The 20,328-nt window shown below is 63.4% G+C and carries 15 protein-coding genes; 5 read left to right on the top strand and 10 right to left on the bottom strand.

Annotated elements, in window-relative coordinates:
• Window positions 1-51: 51 nt before the first annotated feature.
• Together E6X30_RS05270 and E6X30_RS05265 are read left to right on the top strand one after the other, a co-directional pair.
• Window positions 52-1,563 carry an MFS transporter gene (locus tag E6X30_RS05270; RefSeq protein ID WP_316335840.1) on the top strand — a complete coding sequence of 504 codons (1,512 nt, stop codon included), beginning with the start codon at window positions 52-54 and terminating at the stop codon, window positions 1,561-1,563.
• A 50-nt stretch (window positions 1,564-1,613) separates the two neighbouring features.
• Complete coding sequence (locus tag E6X30_RS05265; protein ID WP_316335839.1) at window positions 1,614-2,603, top strand: GNAT family N-acetyltransferase; 990 nt, start codon at window positions 1,614-1,616, stop codon at window positions 2,601-2,603.
• A 305-nt stretch (window positions 2,604-2,908) separates the two neighbouring features.
• Here the strand turns inward: E6X30_RS05265 and guaA are convergent, their stop codons facing one another.
• From guaA to E6X30_RS05250, 3 genes are read right to left on the bottom strand one after another with little or no spacing between them, the layout of a single operon-like run.
• On the bottom strand, window positions 2,909-4,513 hold the full coding sequence (gene guaA, locus E6X30_RS05260) for a glutamine-hydrolyzing GMP synthase (protein WP_316335838.1): 1,605 nt from the start codon (window positions 4,511-4,513) through the stop codon (window positions 2,909-2,911).
• A 25-nt stretch (window positions 4,514-4,538) separates the two neighbouring features.
• Window positions 4,539-4,919 carry a DUF3817 domain-containing protein gene (locus E6X30_RS05255; RefSeq protein WP_016663906.1) on the bottom strand — a complete coding sequence of 127 codons (381 nt, stop codon included), beginning with the start codon at window positions 4,917-4,919 and terminating at the stop codon, window positions 4,539-4,541.
• Between the two features lie 35 nt (window positions 4,920-4,954).
• Window positions 4,955-5,866: an SURF1 family cytochrome oxidase biogenesis protein gene (locus E6X30_RS05250; RefSeq protein WP_316335837.1), complete on the bottom strand. Its 912-nt coding sequence runs from the start codon at window positions 5,864-5,866 to the stop codon at window positions 4,955-4,957.
• Between the two features lie 82 nt (window positions 5,867-5,948).
• Here E6X30_RS05250 and pta point away from each other — a divergent pair, with 82 nt between their 5' ends.
• Both pta and E6X30_RS05240 read left to right on the top strand, forming a co-directional pair.
• Window positions 5,949-8,009, top strand: a complete 2,061-nt coding sequence (gene pta, locus E6X30_RS05245; RefSeq protein ID WP_316335836.1) for a phosphate acetyltransferase — start codon at window positions 5,949-5,951, stop codon at window positions 8,007-8,009.
• A gap of 18 nt (window positions 8,010-8,027) precedes the next feature.
• On the top strand, window positions 8,028-9,245 hold the full coding sequence (locus tag E6X30_RS05240) for an acetate kinase (RefSeq protein WP_316335835.1): 1,218 nt from the start codon (window positions 8,028-8,030) through the stop codon (window positions 9,243-9,245).
• Between the two features lie 61 nt (window positions 9,246-9,306).
• Here E6X30_RS05240 and E6X30_RS05235 read toward each other — a convergent pair whose 3' ends face one another.
• The gene (locus tag E6X30_RS05235; RefSeq protein ID WP_016663902.1) at window positions 9,307-10,419 is read right to left on the bottom strand and encodes a GuaB3 family IMP dehydrogenase-related protein; all 1,113 of its coding nucleotides are present in this window, start codon (window positions 10,417-10,419) and stop codon (window positions 9,307-9,309) included.
• Between the two features lie 10 nt (window positions 10,420-10,429).
• Window positions 10,430-11,134 (bottom strand): exonuclease domain-containing protein, encoded by a 705-nt coding sequence (locus tag E6X30_RS05230; RefSeq protein WP_070459525.1) that lies wholly within the window; start codon window positions 11,132-11,134, stop codon window positions 10,430-10,432.
• A gap of 90 nt (window positions 11,135-11,224) precedes the next feature.
• On the opposite strand from E6X30_RS05230, the gene E6X30_RS05225 reads away from it, so the two are divergent.
• Window positions 11,225-14,602 carry an ABC transporter ATP-binding protein/permease gene (locus E6X30_RS05225; RefSeq protein ID WP_316335834.1) on the top strand — a complete coding sequence of 1,126 codons (3,378 nt, stop codon included), beginning with the start codon at window positions 11,225-11,227 and terminating at the stop codon, window positions 14,600-14,602.
• A gap of 90 nt (window positions 14,603-14,692) precedes the next feature.
• Here the strand turns inward: E6X30_RS05225 and guaB are convergent, their stop codons facing one another.
• The 5 genes from guaB to groL all read right to left on the bottom strand — a co-directional run bounded on the left by guaB (window position 14,693) and on the right by groL (window position 20,323).
• On the bottom strand, window positions 14,693-16,189 hold the full coding sequence (guaB, locus tag E6X30_RS05220; RefSeq protein WP_316335833.1) for an IMP dehydrogenase: 1,497 nt from the start codon (window positions 16,187-16,189) through the stop codon (window positions 14,693-14,695).
• 9 nt (window positions 16,190-16,198) lie between these two features.
• Complete coding sequence (locus E6X30_RS05215; RefSeq protein WP_316335832.1) at window positions 16,199-16,840, bottom strand: hypothetical protein; 642 nt, start codon at window positions 16,838-16,840, stop codon at window positions 16,199-16,201.
• Entirely contained in the window at window positions 16,833-17,810 is a 978-nt protein-coding gene (locus E6X30_RS05210; protein WP_316335831.1) for a pseudouridine synthase, read from the bottom strand. Before E6X30_RS05210 ends, E6X30_RS05215 begins: the two co-directional genes overlap by 8 nt.
• Before the next feature lie 29 nt (window positions 17,811-17,839).
• Entirely contained in the window at window positions 17,840-18,583 is a 744-nt protein-coding gene (locus E6X30_RS05205; RefSeq protein ID WP_016663896.1) for a hypothetical protein, read from the bottom strand.
• Between the two features lie 153 nt (window positions 18,584-18,736).
• Window positions 18,737-20,323, bottom strand: a complete 1,587-nt coding sequence (groL, locus tag E6X30_RS05200) for a chaperonin GroEL (protein ID WP_034374576.1) — start codon at window positions 20,321-20,323, stop codon at window positions 18,737-18,739.
• Window positions 20,324-20,328: the final 5 nt, after the last annotated feature.

Here is a 20,328-nt window from a genome sequence, read left to right as displayed (position 1 = left end):
TGTATAGAAATGTCGTGGAGAGCGCGCTGGGCTGCCCTAGCTGTCGTTCTGTTGCCAGTTTTCCTGATCAGTATCGATGTCACGGTTCTGAGCATCTCGCTCCCGGGCATCTCGCAGGATCTCTATCCGTCGGCAAATGAACTTCTGTGGATCGTCGATTCGTACTCGTTTGTGCTCGCGTGCCTGCTCATTGTGATGGGAAAGTTCGGTGACAGTTTCGGGCGGCTTCGTCTTTTGATGTGGGGCTCTGCCCTCTTCGGCGCGGCCTCTGTTTTGTCGGGCTTTAGTACGTCACCGCTCATGCTGATCGTGGGTCGTTCCCTCCAGGGACTCGGTGGCGCGACTCTCATGCCGTCGACGCTCGGTATGATCCGCCACATTTTCCAGAAGCGTTCGGAGAGGCGTCTCGCGCTCGCACTGTGGTCGGCAGCTTTCTCTAGCGGTAGTGCGATTGGCCCGCTTCTCGGCGGCATTTTGCTCGAGGTCGCGAACTGGCGGTACGTGTTCTTTATTAACGTGCCGATCGTGATCGTCTTCGTGATCCTCGCGAAGCTTTACGTTCCCGAATCAGAACTCGAGGAAGCCGAGCGCATCGACCTTTTCTCCCCCGTGCTGCTGATCGCGTCGATCTTTGCGCTGGTGCTGAGCTTCAAGCTTCTCATTGATGATTTCGCGATCTGGCAGGTAGGCCTCTTGGTCGCTGGTGCGGCGGGTCTCGCGCTCTTTTGGCGTCGCCAGTACGTTGTTGCGAACCCGATTCTCGATGTGGATGTGGTCTCGGAGCCGACGTTCCGCTCGGCAACACTCATTAACGGCATCGCGTACTTCATCACGATTGGCACGCTGTTCTTCTTCCCGCAGTACCTCATGGTTGTTTCGGGACTTTCGCCGATCGAGGCGGGCCTTTGGGCACTTCCGATGGTTGTGGCGACGATTCTCGGCGCACTCATCTCCCCGGTCTTTGCGCGAAAGTTCCGGTCGAACCAGCTCGTGGCTCTCGGCCTTTTCACGTGCGGTATGGGCTGCCTTTCGGTGCCGCTGCTCGTGACCGTCCACTTCAACCCGTTCTTCTACTTCCTGTGCACGTTCCTCATCGGTCTTGGAATCGGGTTCTCGGAGCCGCTCACGAACGATACGATTCTGTCGTCGGCCCCGGATAAGGAGGCCGGCTCCGTTTCGGCGATTTCCGAAACGGCGTACGAGCTTGGCGGGGCGCTGGGCACTGCGGTTCTTGGTGGCGTGGGGATGCTCGCTTATCGCCTCTCCCTGTCCTCGCGCGAAGTTGGCCTCGGTGTTTCGGATCAGGTGCTTGAGGAGGCTAAGCAGACGATCGGGTCAGCGACGGTCCTGGCCGAGCCGGGCAATTCTGCGAATCCGGATATGGCTTGGAATCTTGCAAAGGCGTCGTTCGTTGATGGGCAGAATGCCGCGATGTATCTCGCTGGCATTGCGGCCTTTGCCGCGACCATTATTGCGCTGCGTGGCATGCGCGCCGAACTGCATTTGAGGCTTCAGGACAAGCTCGGCGCAAAACCCCCGAAGGAGTCCCCTGACCTGCAGTAATGGACTTTTCAACACAGTTTTGGTGCAGGTCTTTGCTCTAGGCTGAACCCATGGCTTTCGTCGATACTCCCACCCCCGCCGATTACCCCGCTATCGCCCTTATTGCGAGGGATCTTTTGCGCGCCTCTGATCCTTCTGAGGTATTCGACGGCACCGACCTCATCAACACGATTGAGGCAGGACACCCTGCGATGGTGGTTCGCGAATCACGCGGTTCTGGCGAGGAACCGGCACCGGTTGTGGCGTACGCGATGGTGCACGATCACGCTCGGGGTCGCATCGATGCGAAGTGGGCGGTGCGTCGTGGCGATGAGTTCTATATCGCTCATGCCGCGCGCTGCCTGGAGTGGATCGAGAAGCAGGCCCGCATGCTTGGCGAGAAGCGCGGCGAGGAGGGCTTCGTGATCGTCACGGAGGTCGGCCCGGGCGATTTTATCCGCGCGGAGGCTCTCGCTGACGCTGGCTTTGCGAAAGCGCGCACCTGGGTGGTGATGGACCAGGACATCCCCGCGCGTGTGCAAGAAATCAAGGAGCGGGAGTCCGACGCCTCCCTTGCCCCCCGCGTAGCTGCAAATGTTCGCGTTCGCACTCTTGCCGACGATGAGGATCGCCGCGCGGCCCACGCTGCTCTCGAGCATGCTTTTGAGGATCACTTCAATCATTTCGAGGAGAGCTTCGACGAGTGGTGCGAGCGCACGGATCTGTATGCGCATCACGAGTGGGACCGCGACCTTTTGGCTGAGCTCGTTCCCGCGGATGGTTCGGCACCGATGGTGATCGGCACACTCATGACGTCGTGGCTTCCCGAGTCGAAGACGGCCCACGTGGAATATCTCGGCGTGACGCGCGAGGGTCGCGGTAAGGGAGCGGCACACGCGCTGCTCGATGCGTTCTACCTGCTTGCCATGGAACATGGCTATGGCCGGGGCGAGCTTTTTGTGGACGCCGATTCTCCCACGGGGGCAAATCTCGCCTACGAGAAGATGAATTGGCGCCAGGATTTCCTCAAAGAGACGTGGCACAAGGAAATCACTCTCTAGCCCTCGCACCGCCCCACCTTTAGCCGCGGCAACCCCCTCACCCCGCGGCCGTCTTCTTCCCTGCGGAAGTGGGGAAAAACGGCGTCAGAGGCTCAGATATCAATGTGAGGTGGCGATTTTTCACCGCCTTCGAGAAGAGACGGCGGAAAGTGGGCAACGAGACGACCCCCGGTAGCCCAGGGACCCGGAGCCAAGGAAAGTCGACTACAAGGCTCCTCAATTAGCTGGCTGGGGAAAGGCCGGTTCCGCTGAGGTGTTGTAAAGGGCCCGCTCCCCAAAGGAACGGGCCCTTTACTACCGCGGGATCACTCCCACTCGATCGTGCCCGGCGGCTTGCTCGTCACATCGAGGGTGACGCGGTTAATGCCATCAACCTCGTTCGTGATGCGCGTCGAGATCTTCGACAGAACATCGTAGGGAACCTTCGCCCAGTCGGCGGTCATTGCGTCGTCCGACGTCACCGGTCGAAGAACGATGGGGTGGCCGTAGGTGCGGTGATCGCCCTGCACGCCAACGGAGCGCACGTCGGCGAGGAGCACGACGGGGCACTGCCAAATGTCGCGGTCGAGACCAGCGAGGGTGAGCTCTTCGCGCGCGATAGCGTCGGCGGCGCGAAGCGTGTCGAGTCGCTCCTTCGTGATCTCGCCGATGATGCGAATGCCGAGGCCCGGGCCGGGGAACGGCTGGCGCCACACGATTTCGTCAGGCAGGCCGAGCTGGGTGCCGACGGTGCGCACCTCATCCTTGAACAGCTGGCGAAGCGGCTCCACAAGTTCGAAGGTCAAATCGTCGGGAAGCCCACCAACGTTGTGGTGGCTCTTGATGTTGGAGGTGCCATCACCACCGCCGGACTCAACAACATCCGGGTACAGGGTGCCCTGCACGAGGAAAGCTTTGCGGCGGGCCTGGTCGCCGTCAACAACCCCCTGCTCGCGCAGAATATCTTCCTGGGCCTGCTCGAATACACGGATGAACTCACGGCCGATGATCTTGCGTTTTTGCTCGGGGTCGGTGACGCCCGCGAGCGCCTCGAGGAAGCGCTCTTCTGCGTCGACCACGACGAGTTTCGCGCCGCCCGTCGAGCCGCTGAAGGCGCGCTCAATTTCTTCGGATTCGCGAAGGCGCATGAGGCCGTGGTTGACGTACACGCACGTGAGGCGATCGCCGATCGCACGCTGCACGAGGGCCGCGGCAACGGCGGAGTCGACGCCGCCGCTCAGGGCGCAGATGGCGGTGCCGTCTTCACCGATCTGGGCGCGGATCAGCTCGACCTGTTCGTCGATGACGTTGGACATCGTCCATTCGGGCTTGATGCCGGCGCCGCGGTAGAGGAAGTTCTCGAGGATTTCTTGGCCGCGCTCGGAGTGCTTGACTTCGGGGTGCCACTGGACGCCGAAGATGCGCCGTTCGCGATTCTCGAATGCGGCAACGGGCGAGCCCGCCGAAACGGCGATCACGTCGAAGCCTTCGGGGGCTTCGTGAACGCTGTCGCCGTGGCTCATCCACACGTTCTGGTTGAGGTCTTGATCGGCAAGCAGAACGGAATCGCCCTGAATTTCAGTGAGCAGGGTCGCGCCGTACTCGCGCGTGCCCGTAGGGGCGACCGTGCCTCCAAGGGCCTGCGCGATCGCCTGGAAGCCGTAGCACAGGCCGAGTACCGGGATACCCGCCTCGAGGAGCGCGGGGTCGAGCTTCGGGGCGCCGTCGGCATACACGGAGCTGGGACCGCCGGAGAGGATGAGCGCTTTGGGGTTCTTCGCGAGGATTTCGCTCGCGCTCATCGAGTTCGGGACGACCTCGGAGTAAATGTTCGCTTCGCGGACCCGGCGCGCGATGAGCTGCGCGTATTGCGCACCAAAATCGACGACGAGGACCGGGTCTTGCTGGGTGCTGAGCTGGTTGTCGTTCATCACGCTCTCCATCCTAATGCGCGTACTACTGGTCCGCCGCATCGCCGAGTGTGGGACGCTCGGCGAGATCGCGCTCGACTTTGGCGTGAGTCCAGCGCTCGCCGAAGAAGCTCAGCACGGGGATCACGCCGAAGAACATGAGCAGGAGCATCCGCTCGAGGCCCCAGCGCATCTTGCTCCACAGATCGAAGGCGAGCACGACGTAGATCATGTAGATGAGGCCGTGGATGGGGCTCCACGTCTTTGAAATCGTCGCCCACAGATCGCTCTGGCCCCCGTACACGAGGTAACGCATGATCATGATCGCGACGAGCACAAGCAGGGCGATACCTTCCACGATCGAGGCGACCCGGAAGCGGGCCATCGACGTGCGGATTTGAGTGTCATTGAGCGGCTTGCGAGCCACGGGGCCTCCTTGCGGCATGGTTGGGGCGGTGGCGGCTAGTCCGAGCTTTCACCGGCGAGCCGCGATTCGAGTTCGAGCCTACGCTCAGCCTGCTCATCAAGGTAGGTGGAGCGCACGCTTCGCCACCAGATGTAGAGGAAAAACACGCCGAAGAGGATCCACTGGAGCATATATCCGAAGTTTTGGAGGTTGAGGCCACTCGTGAAGCTCGACTGTGCGGCGGGGAGAGGCCCGAGGTCGCGCCACGCGTCCGCAGTGGTGGCGTCGGCACCGTCGGCCCCTTTCGCCGAGGAGTCGCTCGCACCAGCCTCCGCAGCGGTTGCGCTCGCACCGTCGGACTCCCCCGGCCCGGCCATGTACTGACGTGCCTCGTTGGTGAGGGCCCCGTACCCGGCGAGCATGGGACCCTCCCATACGTTCACGAGCAGGGTGGAGGAGAGCGTTCCGACGGTCGCCACGCCCCCGCCACCCTCGCGGCGCACGGTGCCGCTCGCCTCCTCGGAAGCCTCGAGGCGCACGACTATCGTGCGCTCTCCGGTGGGCGGCTCGGGAAGGGTGTCCCATTCACTCGAGGGGGCGGTCGTGTAACCGCGCGCGACGGGGATGGATGTGCCGCGAAGCGGCCCTTTGGTGATGCGTGCGTTTGTGACGACGACGGCGGCGTCGTGGCCGTCGATCTCGCGGCCGGGCACGAGCACTTGCTCCGAGGGCACGAACTCCCCCGTGAATGACGCGAGACGCCCCTGGACCGCGTTTGTGACGGGTGCGTGCGCGTCCATGAGCTCCTCGATCGGGACGGGCGCGGCGGATTGCGTTTCGTCGCGGGCGTCGAGGGCTCGCGTTGCTCGCTCGAACTGCCAGTTCGCGAGGAGACCGCACACGAGGGTCGCTGTTGCCATGAGGGCGAGTAGGCCCAGGAACTTGGGGCGGAGTGCGACGCGGAGCATTCCTTAAGTGTAGGCGTGAGATTGAGCGAATGGGCCCTCGGTTCCCGGGCAGCGTCCAACTGCTCGCCCTATCCTAGAAAGCGTGTCTCACAGTGTGTATGTAACCTCGTCAGAAGGACGCTCCGGCAAGTCCACCGTTGCCCTCGGCCTCCTTGAAGCCCTCGTCGCTACGTCAGAGAACGTCGCCGTGTTCCGGCCGATTATTGATTCGCGCCACGAGCGTGACGCCGCCGTTGAACTCCTTACTTCGCACCCGGGCATTAGCCAGGGCTACGACGAAGCGCTCGGCGTCACCTACGACCTCGTGAATTCCAATCCTGAGAAGGCGCAGGAAGAGATCATGCGCCGCTATCAGGAGCTGCGCGAGAAGTATCAAGCGGTGCTCGTTCTCGGTTCTGATTACAACGGTCTCGCAAACCCCACCGAACTCGCCTTCAACGCTTCCGTGGCCGCGAATATCGGCGCGCCGGTTGTGCTGGTCGTCAGCGCTCGCCGCCGCGATCCGCAGCAGGCCGCAACGGTCGCTCAAATCGCCTTCCACGAGTTTGCACAGAACCACGCGACCCCCGTCGCTGTCGTCATCAACCGCGCCGCGGACGAGGACCTGCCCGCAACCCGCGAGGAGATCGCGAAGGTTCTTCCCGAAGGCGTGATCACCGCTGCCCTTCCCGAATCGGACATCGTCTACTCGCCGAGCGTGAACGCTATCAAGGACGCCGTGAACGGCACGGTCGTCCAGGGTGCGCCTGAGCTTCTCGAGCGCGTTGCGCTCGACATCGTCGTGGCCGCGATGGGGCTGCCGAATGTGCTCAAGAATCTCCACGAGTCGAGCACCGTGATCGCCCCCGGCGACCGGCACGATCTCATCCAGGGCATCCTCATGTCACAGCAGTCGGGCACGTTCCCGTCGCTCAGCTCGCTCGTGCTCACGGGCGGTTACGACCTTCCCGAGGAAATCAAGGCCCTCGGCACGGGTGACCTGCCGATCATCGTGACGGAGGAGAACACCTTCGAGGCTGCCGTTGCCGCGAGCAATATCGACGGCAAGCTCACCTCGACGCCGCAAAAGATCGATGCGGCCCGCCGTCTCGTCGCCGAGAATTTCGCGATGACCGACCTCATTTCGGCACTCAACCTCGCAAAGAGCGACGTTGTGACACCGATGATGTTCCAGTTCGACCTGATTGCCCGCGCGCAGGGTGAAAAGAAGACGATCGTGCTTCCCGAGGGCGATGAGCCACGCATCATCGCAGCCGCCGAGGCGATCCTCAGCCGCGGCGTTGCAAACCTCGTGCTGCTGGGAGACGAAACCGCGATCCGCCAGAAGGCTGTACAGCTCGGCCACGACATCGCCGAAGCCCGCATCGTGTCCCCGCACGACGAAGAGCTCGTCGAGAAGTTTGCCGAAGAGTTTGCGCGTCTTCGCGCAAAGAAGGGCGTGACCCTCGATCAGGCGCGCGACGCGGTACAGGACGTCTCCTACTTCGGCACGATGATGGTCCACATGGGGTATGCCGATGGCATGGTCTCGGGCGCCGTGAATTCCACCGCCCACACGATCCGCCCCGCGCTTCAGATCATCAAGACGAAGCCGGGCGCGAAGGTCGTCTCCTCCGTGTTCCTCATGGCGCTCGAGGACCGCGTCCTCGTGTACGGCGACTGCGCCGTGAACCCTGACCCGACCGCCGAGCAGCTCGCCGACATCGCTGCTCAGTCCGCCGCAACGGCAGAGCAGTTCGGCGTGGACCCGCGGATTGCGATGCTCTCGTACTCGACGGGCACGAGCGGTTCGGGGGCCGACGTCGACAAGGTACGCGAAGCGACCGCGCTCGTGAAGGAAAACCACCCCGACCTGAACGTCGAGGGCCCGATCCAGTACGACGCCGCCGTGGACGCCTCGGTTGCCAAGACCAAGCTTCCCGATTCGGCCGTCGCAGGCCGCGCGACCGTGTTCGTGTTCCCCGACCTCAACACCGGTAACAACACGTACAAGGCAGTGCAGCGCTCCGCCGGAGCGATCGCGATCGGCCCCGTCCTGCAAGGACTCAACAAGCCCGTGAACGACCTTTCGCGCGGCGCGCTCGTCGAGGACATCATCAACACCGTCGTGATCACCGCGATCCAGGCGCAGAACCAGAACTGACGGGCGAAGAGCCCCTTCTTGACTACGAACGGAGAAACCGTGACCAACAGCAACGTTCTCGTGATTAACTCGGGTTCGAGCTCGATCAAGTTCCAGCTCATCGACCCGACCTCGAATCACGTGACCGCCTCCGGCATCGTCGAGCGCATCACGCTGCCCACGGGCAACGCCTCGATCGAAGCCGGAGACAAGGAAGAAACGTGGGAGGGTTCGATCCCCGATCACGTCAAGGGCATGCAGGTCGTCGAGGAGCTCTTCGCGAAGGTTGGCGTTGAGCTGACCGAGGAAACCGTGAGCGCCGTTGGCCACCGCATTGTCCAGGGCGGCGCGGTGTTCCCCGAAGCCACCCTCGTGACCGACGAGGTCCGCGACCAGATCCACGAACTCGGTGCCCTCGCACCCCTGCACAACTACGCGGCGGTGGACGGCATCAACGGTGCACGCGCACTCCTGCCGAACCTCCCCCACGTCGTCGTGTTCGACACGTCGTTCTTCACGCAGCTTCCGCCCGAGGCATACACGTATGCGATCAACAAGGAGGTCGCCGAGCAGTACAAGATTCGCCGCTATGGCGCACACGGCACCTCCCACGAGTTCATTTCCTCTCGCGTGCCGGGCTTCCTCGGCCGCGAAGGCGAAGAGCTTCGCCAGATCGTTCTGCACCTCGGCAATGGCGCTTCTGCCTCCGCAGTCAAGAACGGCAAGCCCGTTGATACCTCGATGGGTCTCACCCCGCTCGAGGGCCTCGTCATGGGCACCCGCTCTGGCGACATCGACCCGTCGGTGTATGCGCTTCTTCACCGCCAGGCCGGTATGGACCCCGCGGAAGTCGACACGCTGCTCAACAAGAAGTCCGGTCTCATGGGCCAGCTCGGCATGAGCGACTTCCGCGACATTTCCGCCGCCGTGGAGGCTGGCGACGAAGCCGCGAAGCTCACGCTCGGCATGTGGGCTCACCGCGTCAAGAAGTACGTGGGTGCGTACGCGTTCATCCTCGGTGGGCTCGATGTCATCACGTTCACCGCGGGCATCGGCGAGAACGCTTCGCTTGCCCGCTCGAGCGCCCTCGAGGGACTCGAGGAGTTCGGGATCATCCTCGACGAGGAAGCAAACGCCCAGCGTAAGAAGGAACCGTGGATCATCTCGGCGCCTGAATCGAAGGTCACCGTTGTCGTGTACCCCACGAACGAAGAGCTCGCGATCGCGCAGCAGACTCTCGAGGTCGCGCGCGGCTGACGATTACCGCACAGAAAATGGGGCTCGCCGACAATGGCGAGCCCCATTTTTCTTTCGAGGATTAGCGGGTCGTGACGACCTCGACGCGCTGGAACTCCTTGAGGTCCGTGTAGCCGGTCGTCGCCATCGCGTGGCGAAGCGCGCCGACGAGGTTCGTGGTGCCATCGGCCGAGAGACCCGGACCAAAGAGAATCTGCTCGAGCGGCGCCACCTGGCCAACCTCGACACGGTGCCCGCGCGGCATCGTGGGGTGGTGTGCCTCGCTGCCCCAGTGGAAGCCGCCGCCGGGAGCCTCGGTGGCTCGTGCGAGCGCGGCACCGACCATGAGACCATCGGCCCCGCACGCGATGGCCTTCACGATGTCGCCACTGCGACCCAGGCCGCCGTCGGCAATCACGTGCACGTACCGGCCGCCGGATTCGTCCATGTAATCCCTGCGGGCCGCGGCGACGTCCGCGACGGCAGAGGCGAGCGGCACCGAAATGCCGAGGGTCTCCCACGTGGTTTGGCTCGCGCCGCCACCGAAGCCCACGAGAACGCCCGCCGCACCCGTGCGCATGAGGTGGAGGGCCGCTGTGTAGGTCGCGCACCCACCCACAATGACGGGGACGTCGAGCTCGTAGATGAAGCGCTTGAGGTTGAGCGGCTCGCGGTTGCCCGAGACGTGCTCGGCGCTCACGGTCGTGCCGCGAATGAAGAAGATGTCGACGCCCGCATCGACGACGCTCTTCCAGTGTTCTTGCGTGCGCTGTGGTGAAAGGGAACCCGCCGCGACCACGCCCGCCTCGCGAAGCTGCGTGATGCGCTCACGGATGAGGCCCGGCTTGATCGGCTCCGAGTAGATCTCGCGGATGCGGTGGTGAACGTCCTTCGGGTCGAGGCGCGCAATCTCCTCCAGGAGCGGCGTGGGGTTCTCGTAGCGAGTCCACAGGCCCTCGAGATCGAGCACGCCAAGCCCGCCGAACTGGCCGAGTTGGATCGCCGTTTCGGGGCTCATCACGGAGTCCATGGGGGCCGCGAAGATCGGGATGTCGAAGTGGTAGGCATCGACCTGCCACGAGGTTGAGACATCCTCCGGGTCCCGCGTGCGGCGGGAGGGCACCACGGCTACATCGTCGAGGCCGTAGGTGCGACGGCCTCGCTTATTGCGTCCAATTTCGATTTCGTTCTGCACGGTTCCCAGTCTACAGAGGCCATACGGGATTGACGTCTGGTGTTTTGCCCTGCCGCTTGAGATAGTCGATGAAGTTTTCGGCCCATGCGCGGTGGAGCTCGATTTGCTTCTTATGGAGCTCGGCGAGATCGCTTTCGGCAATGACCGTGTGCTTCTTCGCCATGGCGCGCAGAACATCGAGGGTCATGGATACATCGACATCTGCCGTATGCATATTGCCTTCCGGCTCCTCGATCCCGTACACCTCCATGAGGGTCGAGAGGTTGCGCTTGCCCTTGCGGTAGCGATCCAACCCGCGATCGAGCACGAGCGGATCGACGACAGGCGCGATCGCGCGGCCGAGGCGATCCTCGAGCGTGGGCAGGCCGTTGCGGCTCAGCTCCGCTTCGATGATCGAAAGATCGAAGCCGCCGTTAAACGCGACGATCGGCGCGCCCTGCTCAAGGCACTCGACGATGCGCACCGCTATTTCCTCGAGGGCGGGCGCGGGCTCCATGCCGTAGGCGCGCGCGTGTTCCGTGGAGATGCCGTGCACGCGCGAGGCCTGCTCGGGAATCTCCACGCCCGGGTTGATGAGCCACGTCGCGACGGTTTCGCCCTCGCGGCCCGGCCCCGTGGAGAACACGAGGGCTGCGGTCACGATGCGATCATTCGCGGTATCCGTGCCGGTGGTTTCCGTATCAAAGCCCAGCATCGGGCCGTCAATCCAACTCATGTCACAAGCCTACGTCGGGGTGGGACATTTAAACGTGGCCGGCCGTAGGATGAGGAAAGACCCCCTCCGCGCGAGCAACCATGGAGAGCCGTGCTCGAACTGCACAACATCACCAAGTCCTACACGACGGGCACCTTTACCCAGGTCGCGCTTGCCGGTGTGAGCGTCGCGTTTCGTGACAACGAGTTTGTCGCAATCCTCGGCCAATCTGGATCTGGCAAAACCACGATGCTCAACGTGGTTGGCGGCCTCGACCACTTCGATTCCGGCGACCTCGTCATCGACGGTATCTCGACGAAAAACTTCAAGGACCGCGACTGGGATCGCTACCGCAACAACCGCATCGGTTTCGTTTTCCAGAGCTACAACCTCATCCCCCACCAGAGTGTCCTTGCGAACGTTGAGCTCGCTCTCACGCTCTCGGGCGTCGAGCGGTCCGAGCGCCGCACACGCGCCCTCGATGCCCTCGCCAAAGTGGGCCTTGGCGAACACGTGCACAAGAAACCGAGCCAGCTTTCCGGCGGGCAAATGCAGCGAGTCGCGATCGCACGCGCCCTCATCAACGACCCCGAGATTCTTCTTGCCGACGAGCCCACGGGCGCCCTCGACTCCGCCACGTCCGTGCAGGTCATGGACCTTCTACGCGAGGTCGCGAGCGATCGCCTCGTCATCATGGTCACTCACAACCCCGAGCTCGCCCACGAATACGCAACCCGCGTCGTCGAGTTTGCCGACGGCAACGTCGTCGGTGATTCCGATCCCTTCGACCCGGCCCTCGAGGAGACGCGCGAAGCGAAGCCCACGCGCAACACGCGCATGGGGCCGCTCACGGCACTCATGCTCAGCTTCAACAACCTCATGACGAAAAAGGGCCGCACGATCATGACCTCGTTCGCGGGCTCGATCGGCATCATCGGTATCGCCGCGATTCTCGCGCTCGCGAACGGCGTCAACAGCTACATCGCCAAAACCGAGGAAAACGCTCTCGCGAACTACCCGCTCAGTATCCAAAAAACGGGGGTCTCGATGGAATCGGGACTCGCGAACGCCAAGCCCAAAGGCGAAGAAAAAGCGAATACGGTGCGCGCCGTTGAGATGTACACGCGCTCCATGAACTCGACGAGCACCAACGATCTCGCCTCCCTCAAGAAGTATTTCGACGCCAACGGAGGAGGAATCAACTCCTACGTCAAGGCGATCGAATACTCTTATGCAGCCGAACCCCAGATCTACGCGCTCGGCACCGACAAGCCCGTGCAGGTCCATCCTGAACAGGCGTTTTCTCAATACTCGGGGGGCTTTTCGCTCAGTCCCGCGAGCGCAATGTTCTCGATGAACGCCTTCCGTCAGCTTCCCGAAAACACCGCGCTCTACACCTCGAAATACCGGGTTCTCGACGGGCGCTGGCCAAAAAACGCGCACGAACTCGTGCTCGTCCTCGACGAAAATGGCCGAATGCCCGATCTATACGAGTACACGCTCGGCCTTAAGGACCACGCGAAACTCGACGAGATGATGGAAAACACGCAGGCGGGACGAGCATCGGGAGATTCCGACGGCACCTCGGGCGACAAAACCTCCACAAAACCCGGCGAGTACACCTACGACCAGATCATCGGCACCGAGTTCTCACGCGTCAACGCCTTCGAGACCTACACCCACAACGACGACACCGGCACGTGGATCGACCGCAGCGGCGATGCCGACTTCATGCGCGAGAAAATCGACAAGGGCGAGCGCCTCACGATCGTCGGCATCGTGCGCCCCAACGAAGGCGAGGACATGGGTGCACTCCAGCAGGGCATCTCCTACCTTCCCGCCCTCACGGACCAGGTCATCACCGAAGCTGCCCAGTCGGAGATCGTCCACGAGCAGCGGGCGCATCCCGATGTCGACGTTTTCACCGGAAAGACATTCGACGAACTCAAAAACGACGATCAGGGCGACGACTTTGACATGAGCTCCCTGTTTACGGTCGACCAGGAGAAGATCCGCGGCGCATTCCAGATCGACGAGTCGAAACTCCAGATGGACCTCGGCGGTCTCGATCTCAGCTCGATGCCTGCACCGAACTTCGATCCGGGCGCACTCGATATGAGCGACCTTGATTTTTCGAGCCTCGACCCAGGCGCGGCAACCATCGGACCCCCAACCGTGGAACCCCAGGACCTCGACCTTGCCGACCTCACCGCGCGCTACCCCCAGCTCGCCGACATCGACCTCCAGGGCGCGCTCGCGAAGGCTCTCGAGGGCGACGTGATCCGGCCCGGTGCCGGCGCGTACCTCAGCGGCGAGGCGGGCGCGCTCATCCAGGGCTTTCAGGAGTACTACGCGGCGCATGCGGATTCCGACGGCGACCAGATTCCCGATCGGGACACGGCCGAGGTCGTGCTTGAGTACATGCAGACCGACGAGGTCAAAGGGAAACTAGACGAGATTTCGAACTCCGACAAGGTGGTCGATCGTGCGCTACTTGAACAGCAACTTTTCGAGGCCCTCGGCGACGACCCGGCCCTCAAGGACGTTTCCTCCGCGGTCAGCAACGATCTCTCGAACGCCATCGCCGAGCAGCTCTCCACCCAGCTAGGCGGCGCCCTCGCAAGCCAAATTCAGCAGGCCATCGGCGGATATTTGACGAACGCGATCGGCTCCATGATGCAGGAATACATGAGCGCACTCCAGGGCGAGATTGAACGCCAGATCAATGACGCGATGTCCACGATGGGCGAGAATTTCGCGAATGCCATGAGTGTCGATCCGGAGAAATTCGCCGATGCGTTCGAAATGAACATGGACAAGGAAGAGCTCGCTGCGTTCATGTCGACGATGGTGTCGACGCGCGCGGCAAGCTACGAGGACAATCTCGAAAAGCTCGGCTGGGCAGACCGCACGAGTCCCGATCAAGTCGATATTTACCCGGCGAGTTTCAAGGACAAGGACAAGGTCAAGGCCATTCTCGACTCCTACAACGCGCAGGCCAAGGCGCGGGGCGAGAAGAAGAAGGAGATCGTCTACACCGACATGGTGGGGATGCTCATGAGCTCGGTGACGAGCATTATCAACGTGATCACGTGGATGCTCATCGCCTTCGTGTCGATCTCGCTCGTGGTCTCGTCGATCATGATCGCGATCATCACCTACATTTCCGTGCTTGAGCGGCGCAAGGAAATCGGCATCCTGCGTGCGGTGGGGGCGTCAAAGGCCGACGTCCGCCACGTGTTCAATGCGGAAACGGTCATCGAGGGGCTTCTCGCGGGCCTTATTGGTGTGGGCATCACGCTTCTGCTGTGCATTCCAGCGAACATCATCGTCGAGCAGAGATTCGACGTCGAGAATATTGCGAGCCTCCCGCCACTAGCGGGAGTGATCCTCGTGGGAATCTCGGTGCTGCTCACCGTACTGGCGGGCGTGATCCCCTCGGGCAGGGCGGCGCGACAGGACCCGGTCGAAGCGCTCCGTTCCGAGTAAAGTTCCGCACCCCTCCCCCTTTTCTCCACCCTTAAGGAGCAAAAAAAAGGGGCAGAGGCGCCATGCCCCTGCCCCAACGGCACCCTGCCTCTACCGCGCGCGGTAGTTCGGCGCCTCCACGATCTGCGCCATATCGTGCGGGTGCGACTCCTTGAGGCCAGCCGCGGTGATGCGCACGAACTTGCCGCGCTCCTTGAGCTCGGGAATCGTGTGGGCGCCCACGTAGAACATCGACTGCGCGAGGCCACCCGTCAGCTGGTGCACGACGGTGCCGAGCGCGCCCTTGTAGGCGACAGTTCCCTCGATGCCCTCGGGAACGATCTTGTCGTCGGTCTCGACATCCGCCTGGAAGTAGCGGTCCTTCGAGAAGGACTTCTTGCCGCGCGAGGCCATCGCGCCGAGCGAGCCCATGCCGCGGTAGCTCTTGAACTGCTTGCCGTTCATAAGGATCACCTCACCGGGCGACTCGGCGGTGCCCGCGAGGAGCGAGCCGAGCATCACGGTATCGGCGCCGGCAACGAGGGCCTTCGCGATGTCGCCCGAGTACTGTAGGCCACCATCACCGATGAGGGGAACGCCCGCGGGCTTGCACGCCTTCGACGCCTCGTAAATGGCGGTGACCTGCGGAACGCCGACGCCGGCGACGACGCGAGTCGTGCAGATCGAGCCTGGGCCCACGCCCACCTTGACGGCATCCACGCCCGCGTCAATCAGGGCCTGGGCACCTTCGCGGGTCGCGACGTTGCCGCCGATGATCTGAACACCGTCGAAGGCCTTATCAGCCTTGAGCCGGCGAATCATGTCGAGGGCGAGGCGCGCGTGACCATTCGCGGTGTCGACCACGAGCACGTCCACGCCCGCGTCGCGCAGCGCTCCGGCGCGCTCGTAGGAATCGCCAAAGAAGCCCACGCCCGCGCCGATCAGCAGGCGCCCCTCGGCGTCCTTCGAGGCATTCGGGAACTGCTCGCTCTTAACGAAGTCCTTGACGGTGATGAGACCCGTGAGCGTCCCGTTCTCGTCGACGAGGGGAAGTCGTTCACGCTTGTGCTTGCGCAGCAGTGCCGTTGCTTCGTCGCGGCTCACGTCGGTAGGTGCCGTGTACACCTCGCGGGTCATGACGTCCGCAACCTTCGTGCTCGCCCACTCGGCGACGGGAATGAAGCGCAGGTCGCGGTTCGTGCAGATACCGAGAAGCTTCCCGTGTTCATCGACGACGGGCAGGCCCGAAACTCGGTAGTTGCCGCACGTCGCATCGAAGTCCTCGAGAGTCGCCTCCGGACCGATGGTCACGGGATTCGGGATGCGACCGGTCTGGGTACGCTTCACGAGGTCGACCTGGTGGGCCTGATCCTCAATCGAAAGGTTGCGGTGGAGGATGCCAATACCGCCGAGGCGCGCCATCGCAATCGCCATGCGAGCCTCGGTCACGGTATCCATCGCGGCGGAGGCGAGGGGCACCCTCAAGCTAATCTCGCGCGTGAGGCGCGAGGTCGTATCAACATCGCTGGGAATGACGTCCGTCTCCCCGGGGAGAAGCAGCACGTCGTCGTAGGTAAGGCCAACAAAACCGAAGGGATCATTCGTCATGATCCAACCTTAGCGCCGCCTCCTTGCCAGTTGCTTCCTGCGCGCATCAAATGCTTCGAGAAACACGTGCGGATCCTCGAATTCGCCGCGCCACGCCATCCCGTACTTCTTCGCCAGAGCGCGGTTCTCCCAGGACTTTCGCGCGGCTCGGTCACGGGCAAGCAACTGCGGGCGAGATGCCCCGTCCCCCGCAAATACCCTCCGCTCGAATTCGGCGATTCCCTCGTAACTGCGGTCGTCCCAGCCGCTATAGGGGATGAGCAAGCGTCGGGCCCCCTCCCCCGCCTCCAGTGCCGTGACACCCTGAGGCCGAAAGTCCGGAACCACCGCCTGGACGTGCGCGACCGCAAGATGCTGCCGGCCCCGACGGACCTCGCCCGCTGCCGGGTCCCACCAGGTAGTCCTGTGCACGCACGCGAGAACTGCGAGCATGAGCAGCGCGAGCAGGACCCAGCCCGCACACCACGCAAGCGGGAGCGACACAAACCATGGCCAACCGCTGATGCGCCCCACATACAGGCCCGTGACCGGAAGGAACAGCGCGGCAAGGAGCGGCGCCCCCCACTTGAGCCACGGCACTAGGCGCGCGACAAAGGTCGGGCCGAGCGCGATCCGGCCACCTTTCACACGCGGCTCAACGCGCTCAGTCATCTCCCGGCACCTCCGGCGGCCACCACTCGAACCGACGCTCCCTGCCCGTCACCGGATCAGTGAACGCCATGAGCACGCTCCACAGGGCGAGAGGCTCACTCACGTCCCGTCGTGACCGCTCCCCCGTCGCGGGATCGGGCGGGGGCGCGGGATACAGTTCGTCCCCCACAATCGGCAGGCCCACGTGTGCAAGGTGCACGCGCAGCTGGTGGGTGCGGCCCGTATGCGGTACCAGGCTCACGAGACTCCGACGGCTCTCCGCCTCACGCCGCATCATCCGCACGCTCGTCCACGCCTCTTTCCCATGCGGGTCAATGTGCGCCCAGAGATCACCGTGCCGTTTCGCGATGGGTTCGCGGATCTCGATCGGGCCGCGCTCGAGTTCGGCAAGCGTCGGCCCCTCCCCCGACACCCACGCCACGTACCGCTTTTGCATTTCCCCGCGCGCGAAGAGCTGCTGGTAGGCGCCCCGCTCCTGCGGAATCTTCGAGAGCACGAGGATCCCGCCGGTCTGCTTATCGAGCCGATGAATCGGCGAGAGATCGGGAAGCCCATGCGCGACTCGTAGTCGCACGAGGGCACTGCGGCGAATGTGCTCGCCGCGCGGAATGCTCGCCATCGTGCGCGGCTTCGCGACCACGAGCAGATGCCCGTCCTCGTACACGATCGGAATCTCGGCCGGCTCGAAAGGTTCCGGCGCGAGCTCCCGGTGGAAAAATACTTCGCGCGCACGCATCATCGGCTCCTGGGCTGACCACGCGGCGCCATGCTGGTCCACGACCTCGCCCTCGGCGAAACGCGCACCGAGGTCACGCGCCTCAGGCGAACCGAGCGCAGGGAATCGGTCCAGCAGCACCTCGCCTACCGGACGGCCCACCTCGCGTGGCGCCGCCACCACCCTCACGGCATCGAGCCCAGCCCTCTGCGGCAAAGGCGGGCGGGCAAAACGCTTCGTACGGCGGGCAGGCATGGCTCCATTGTGCCAAGGAACCGGTGGCTTCAGATCCCCCAGATCATGAAGGTCAGCACATTGTGCGCGGCGTAGAACGCGACAATCGCGAGCACGAACATGTTCGGGTGACGATCGATGACCGTCAGCGAGCCGGGCATCATGCGGGCAAGCTCACCGGGGCGCGCATGATCAATATGGTCGATCCTGACGCCGTGAGCCTCGGCTTCGCGCACGAGAATCGACTGCGCCCGCGTGCCGTAAAACGCGCCCGAGAGGTTCGCCACGCGGCTCGTACTCGAGCGCATGATGAGGGCAGCATCGAACGCATCGACCTCGGACTCCACGGGGTCACGAGGCTCTTTGCCGCGGTAGATGTCGCGCACGAGCCAAATTCCCGAAAGCGCACTCCAGCGCGCCGAACGCGGGATGCGGAAGAGCCCTCGAACCTTGATCCGATCGTCATGAAGGATCACGCACTGGCTGACAATGCGCAGCACCCCGATGAGCGCAAGAGCCACGACACCGAACCACACGTAAAGCGGCAGGGTGAACCAGTGATCGCGAAACAGGCGCGCATCACTCCAGAGGCCCTGACCGATGAAACTGATGCCCACGAGAAATTCAAGAAGAACCGTGAACACGATCGCCGCAAGGAGCGAGGCGCTCATGGCCGCGGGGCTCGGCCGCATAACAATCCTGTGCGCCTTGCCGTTGTGTCTCGTCGTCACATCCTGCGTGGGGCGCTCACCCCTGGGCGTGCTGCGCGATGGTGAGTGGAACACTGCGCTCATGCGATCCCCTCTCACTCTCGCGAGTCTCGGCAGGTCAGGCGTCGGTGTGCGTCGGCGCGTGTGGCGCGCTTTGGGTGCACTTTGCTAAGAATACGCCCCGCTTCTCGAGAAAGCTCAAGGAGCGGGGCGCGTGAGATGGGGGCCGACGATTGACTACTCTTCGTCGTCCTCGCGCTTGTCAACGACGAGGGTCTCGGTCGTCAGAACGAGGCCCGCGATCGAGGCGGCGTGGCGCAGGGCACTGCGCGTCACCTTGACCGGGTCGATGATGCCAGCGTCGACGAGGTCGACGTATTCGCCGGTCGCAGCGTTGAGGCCGGTGCCCACCGGGGACTCCTTGACCTTCTCGACTACGACGTAGCCCTCTTCACCGGCGTTCTCGGCGATCCAGCGCAGCGGCTCGGCAACGGCCTTGGCGACGGCGCGAACGCCGACGGCCTCGTCACCCTCGAGCCCGAGATCATCGGCGAGGACGGTCGCGGCCTGGACGATGGCCGAGCCACCGCCAGCGACGATGCCCTCTTCGATCGCGGCACGCGTTGCGGCGACCGCGTCTTCGATGCGCATCTTCTTTTCCTTGAGCTCGACCTCGGTGTGCGCGCCAACCTTGATGACGGACACGCCGCCCGAGAGCTTCGCGAGGCGCTCCTGGAGCTTCTCGCGGTCCCACTCGGAATCGGTGTTCTCAATTTCTGCCTTGATCTGCTGGACGCGATCGGACACGGCTTCGACATCACCGGCGCCGCCCACGATGGTCGTGTTGTCCTTCGTGATGACAACGCGCTGTGCGGTGCCGAGCTGGCTGAGCTCGGTCGTCTTGAGGTCGAGGCCGAGATCCGGCGTGATGACCTCAGCGCCCGTGAGGATCGCGATGTCCTGCATCATGGCCTTGCGGCGGTCGCCGAAGGCAGGAGCCTTCACAGCGGCGCCCTTGAAGGAGCCGCGCAGCTTCGAGACCACGAGGGTTGCGAGGGCTTCGCCCTCGACGTCCTCGGCAATCACGAAGAGGGGCTTGCCGGACTCCACAACCTTCTCGAGCACGGGCAGGAACTCCTGCACGTTCGAGATCTTGCCCTGGTTAATGAGCACGTAGGCGTCTTCGAGAACAACTTCCTGACGATCGGGGTCGGTCACGAAGTGCGGGGAGATGAAGCCCTTGTCGAACTGCATACCCTCGGTGAAGTCGAGCTCGAGCGCCGTCGTCGAGGACTCCTCGACCGTGATGACGCCGTCCTTGCCAACCTTGTCGAATGCCTCGGCAAGGAGCTCACCGATCTCGGCATCCTGCGACGACACGGTCGCGACGGAAGCAGTCTGCTCCTTCGAATCGATGTCGATCGCGATCTCGCCGAGCTTCTCGCTGAGGGCTTCGACAGCCTTCTCCATGCCGCGCTTGAGTGCCGCGGGGGCGGCGCCCGAAGCAACGTTACGTAGGCCCTCATGCACGAGCGCCTGGGCGAGAACGGTTGCGGTTGTCGTGCCGTCACCGGCAACGTCATTGGTCTTGGTCGCAACTTCCTTCGCGAGCTGAGCGCCGAGATCCTCGTAAGGATCATCAAGCTCGACCTCGCGGGCGATCGTCACGCCGTCGTTCGTGATGGTGGGGGCGCCCCACTTCTTGTCGAGGACGACATTGCGGCCCTTGGGGCCAAGCGTCACCTTGACGGTGTCCGCGAGCTTGTCGACGCCGCGCTCAAGCGCGCGACGCGCCTCCTCGTCGTAAATGATTTCTTTTGCCACGGTGA

This window comes from Dermabacter sp. (genome assembly GCF_032550575.1).
Lineage (GTDB): Bacteria > Actinomycetota > Actinomycetes > Actinomycetales > Dermabacteraceae > Dermabacter > Dermabacter hominis.
The sequence above is the reverse complement of the archived record's forward strand: the minus strand, read 5'-3'. Positions and strand labels throughout refer to the sequence as shown.

Bases quoted from the DNA above. Each gene is read 5' to 3' on its own strand.
- E6X30_RS05265 (WP_316335839.1), top strand. From the start codon at position 1,614: ATGGCTTTCGTCGATACTCCCACCCCCGCCGATTACCCCGCTATCGCC.
- guaA (WP_316335838.1), bottom strand. From the start codon at position 4,513: ATGAACGACAACCAGCTCAGCACCCAGCAAGACCCGGTCCTCGTCGTC.
- E6X30_RS05250 (WP_316335837.1), bottom strand. From the start codon at position 5,866: ATGCTCCGCGTCGCACTCCGCCCCAAGTTCCTGGGCCTACTCGCCCTC.
- E6X30_RS05230 (WP_070459525.1), bottom strand. From the start codon at position 11,134: ATGAGTTGGATTGACGGCCCGATGCTGGGCTTTGATACGGAAACCACC.
- guaB (WP_316335833.1), bottom strand. From the start codon at position 16,189: ATGACGAATGATCCCTTCGGTTTTGTTGGCCTTACCTACGACGACGTG.
- E6X30_RS05215 (WP_316335832.1), bottom strand. From the start codon at position 16,840: ATGACTGAGCGCGTTGAGCCGCGTGTGAAAGGTGGCCGGATCGCGCTC.
- E6X30_RS05210 (WP_316335831.1), bottom strand. From the start codon at position 17,810: ATGCCTGCCCGCCGTACGAAGCGTTTTGCCCGCCCGCCTTTGCCGCAG.
- E6X30_RS05205 (WP_016663896.1), bottom strand. From the start codon at position 18,583: ATGAGCGCAGTGTTCCACTCACCATCGCGCAGCACGCCCAGGGGTGAG.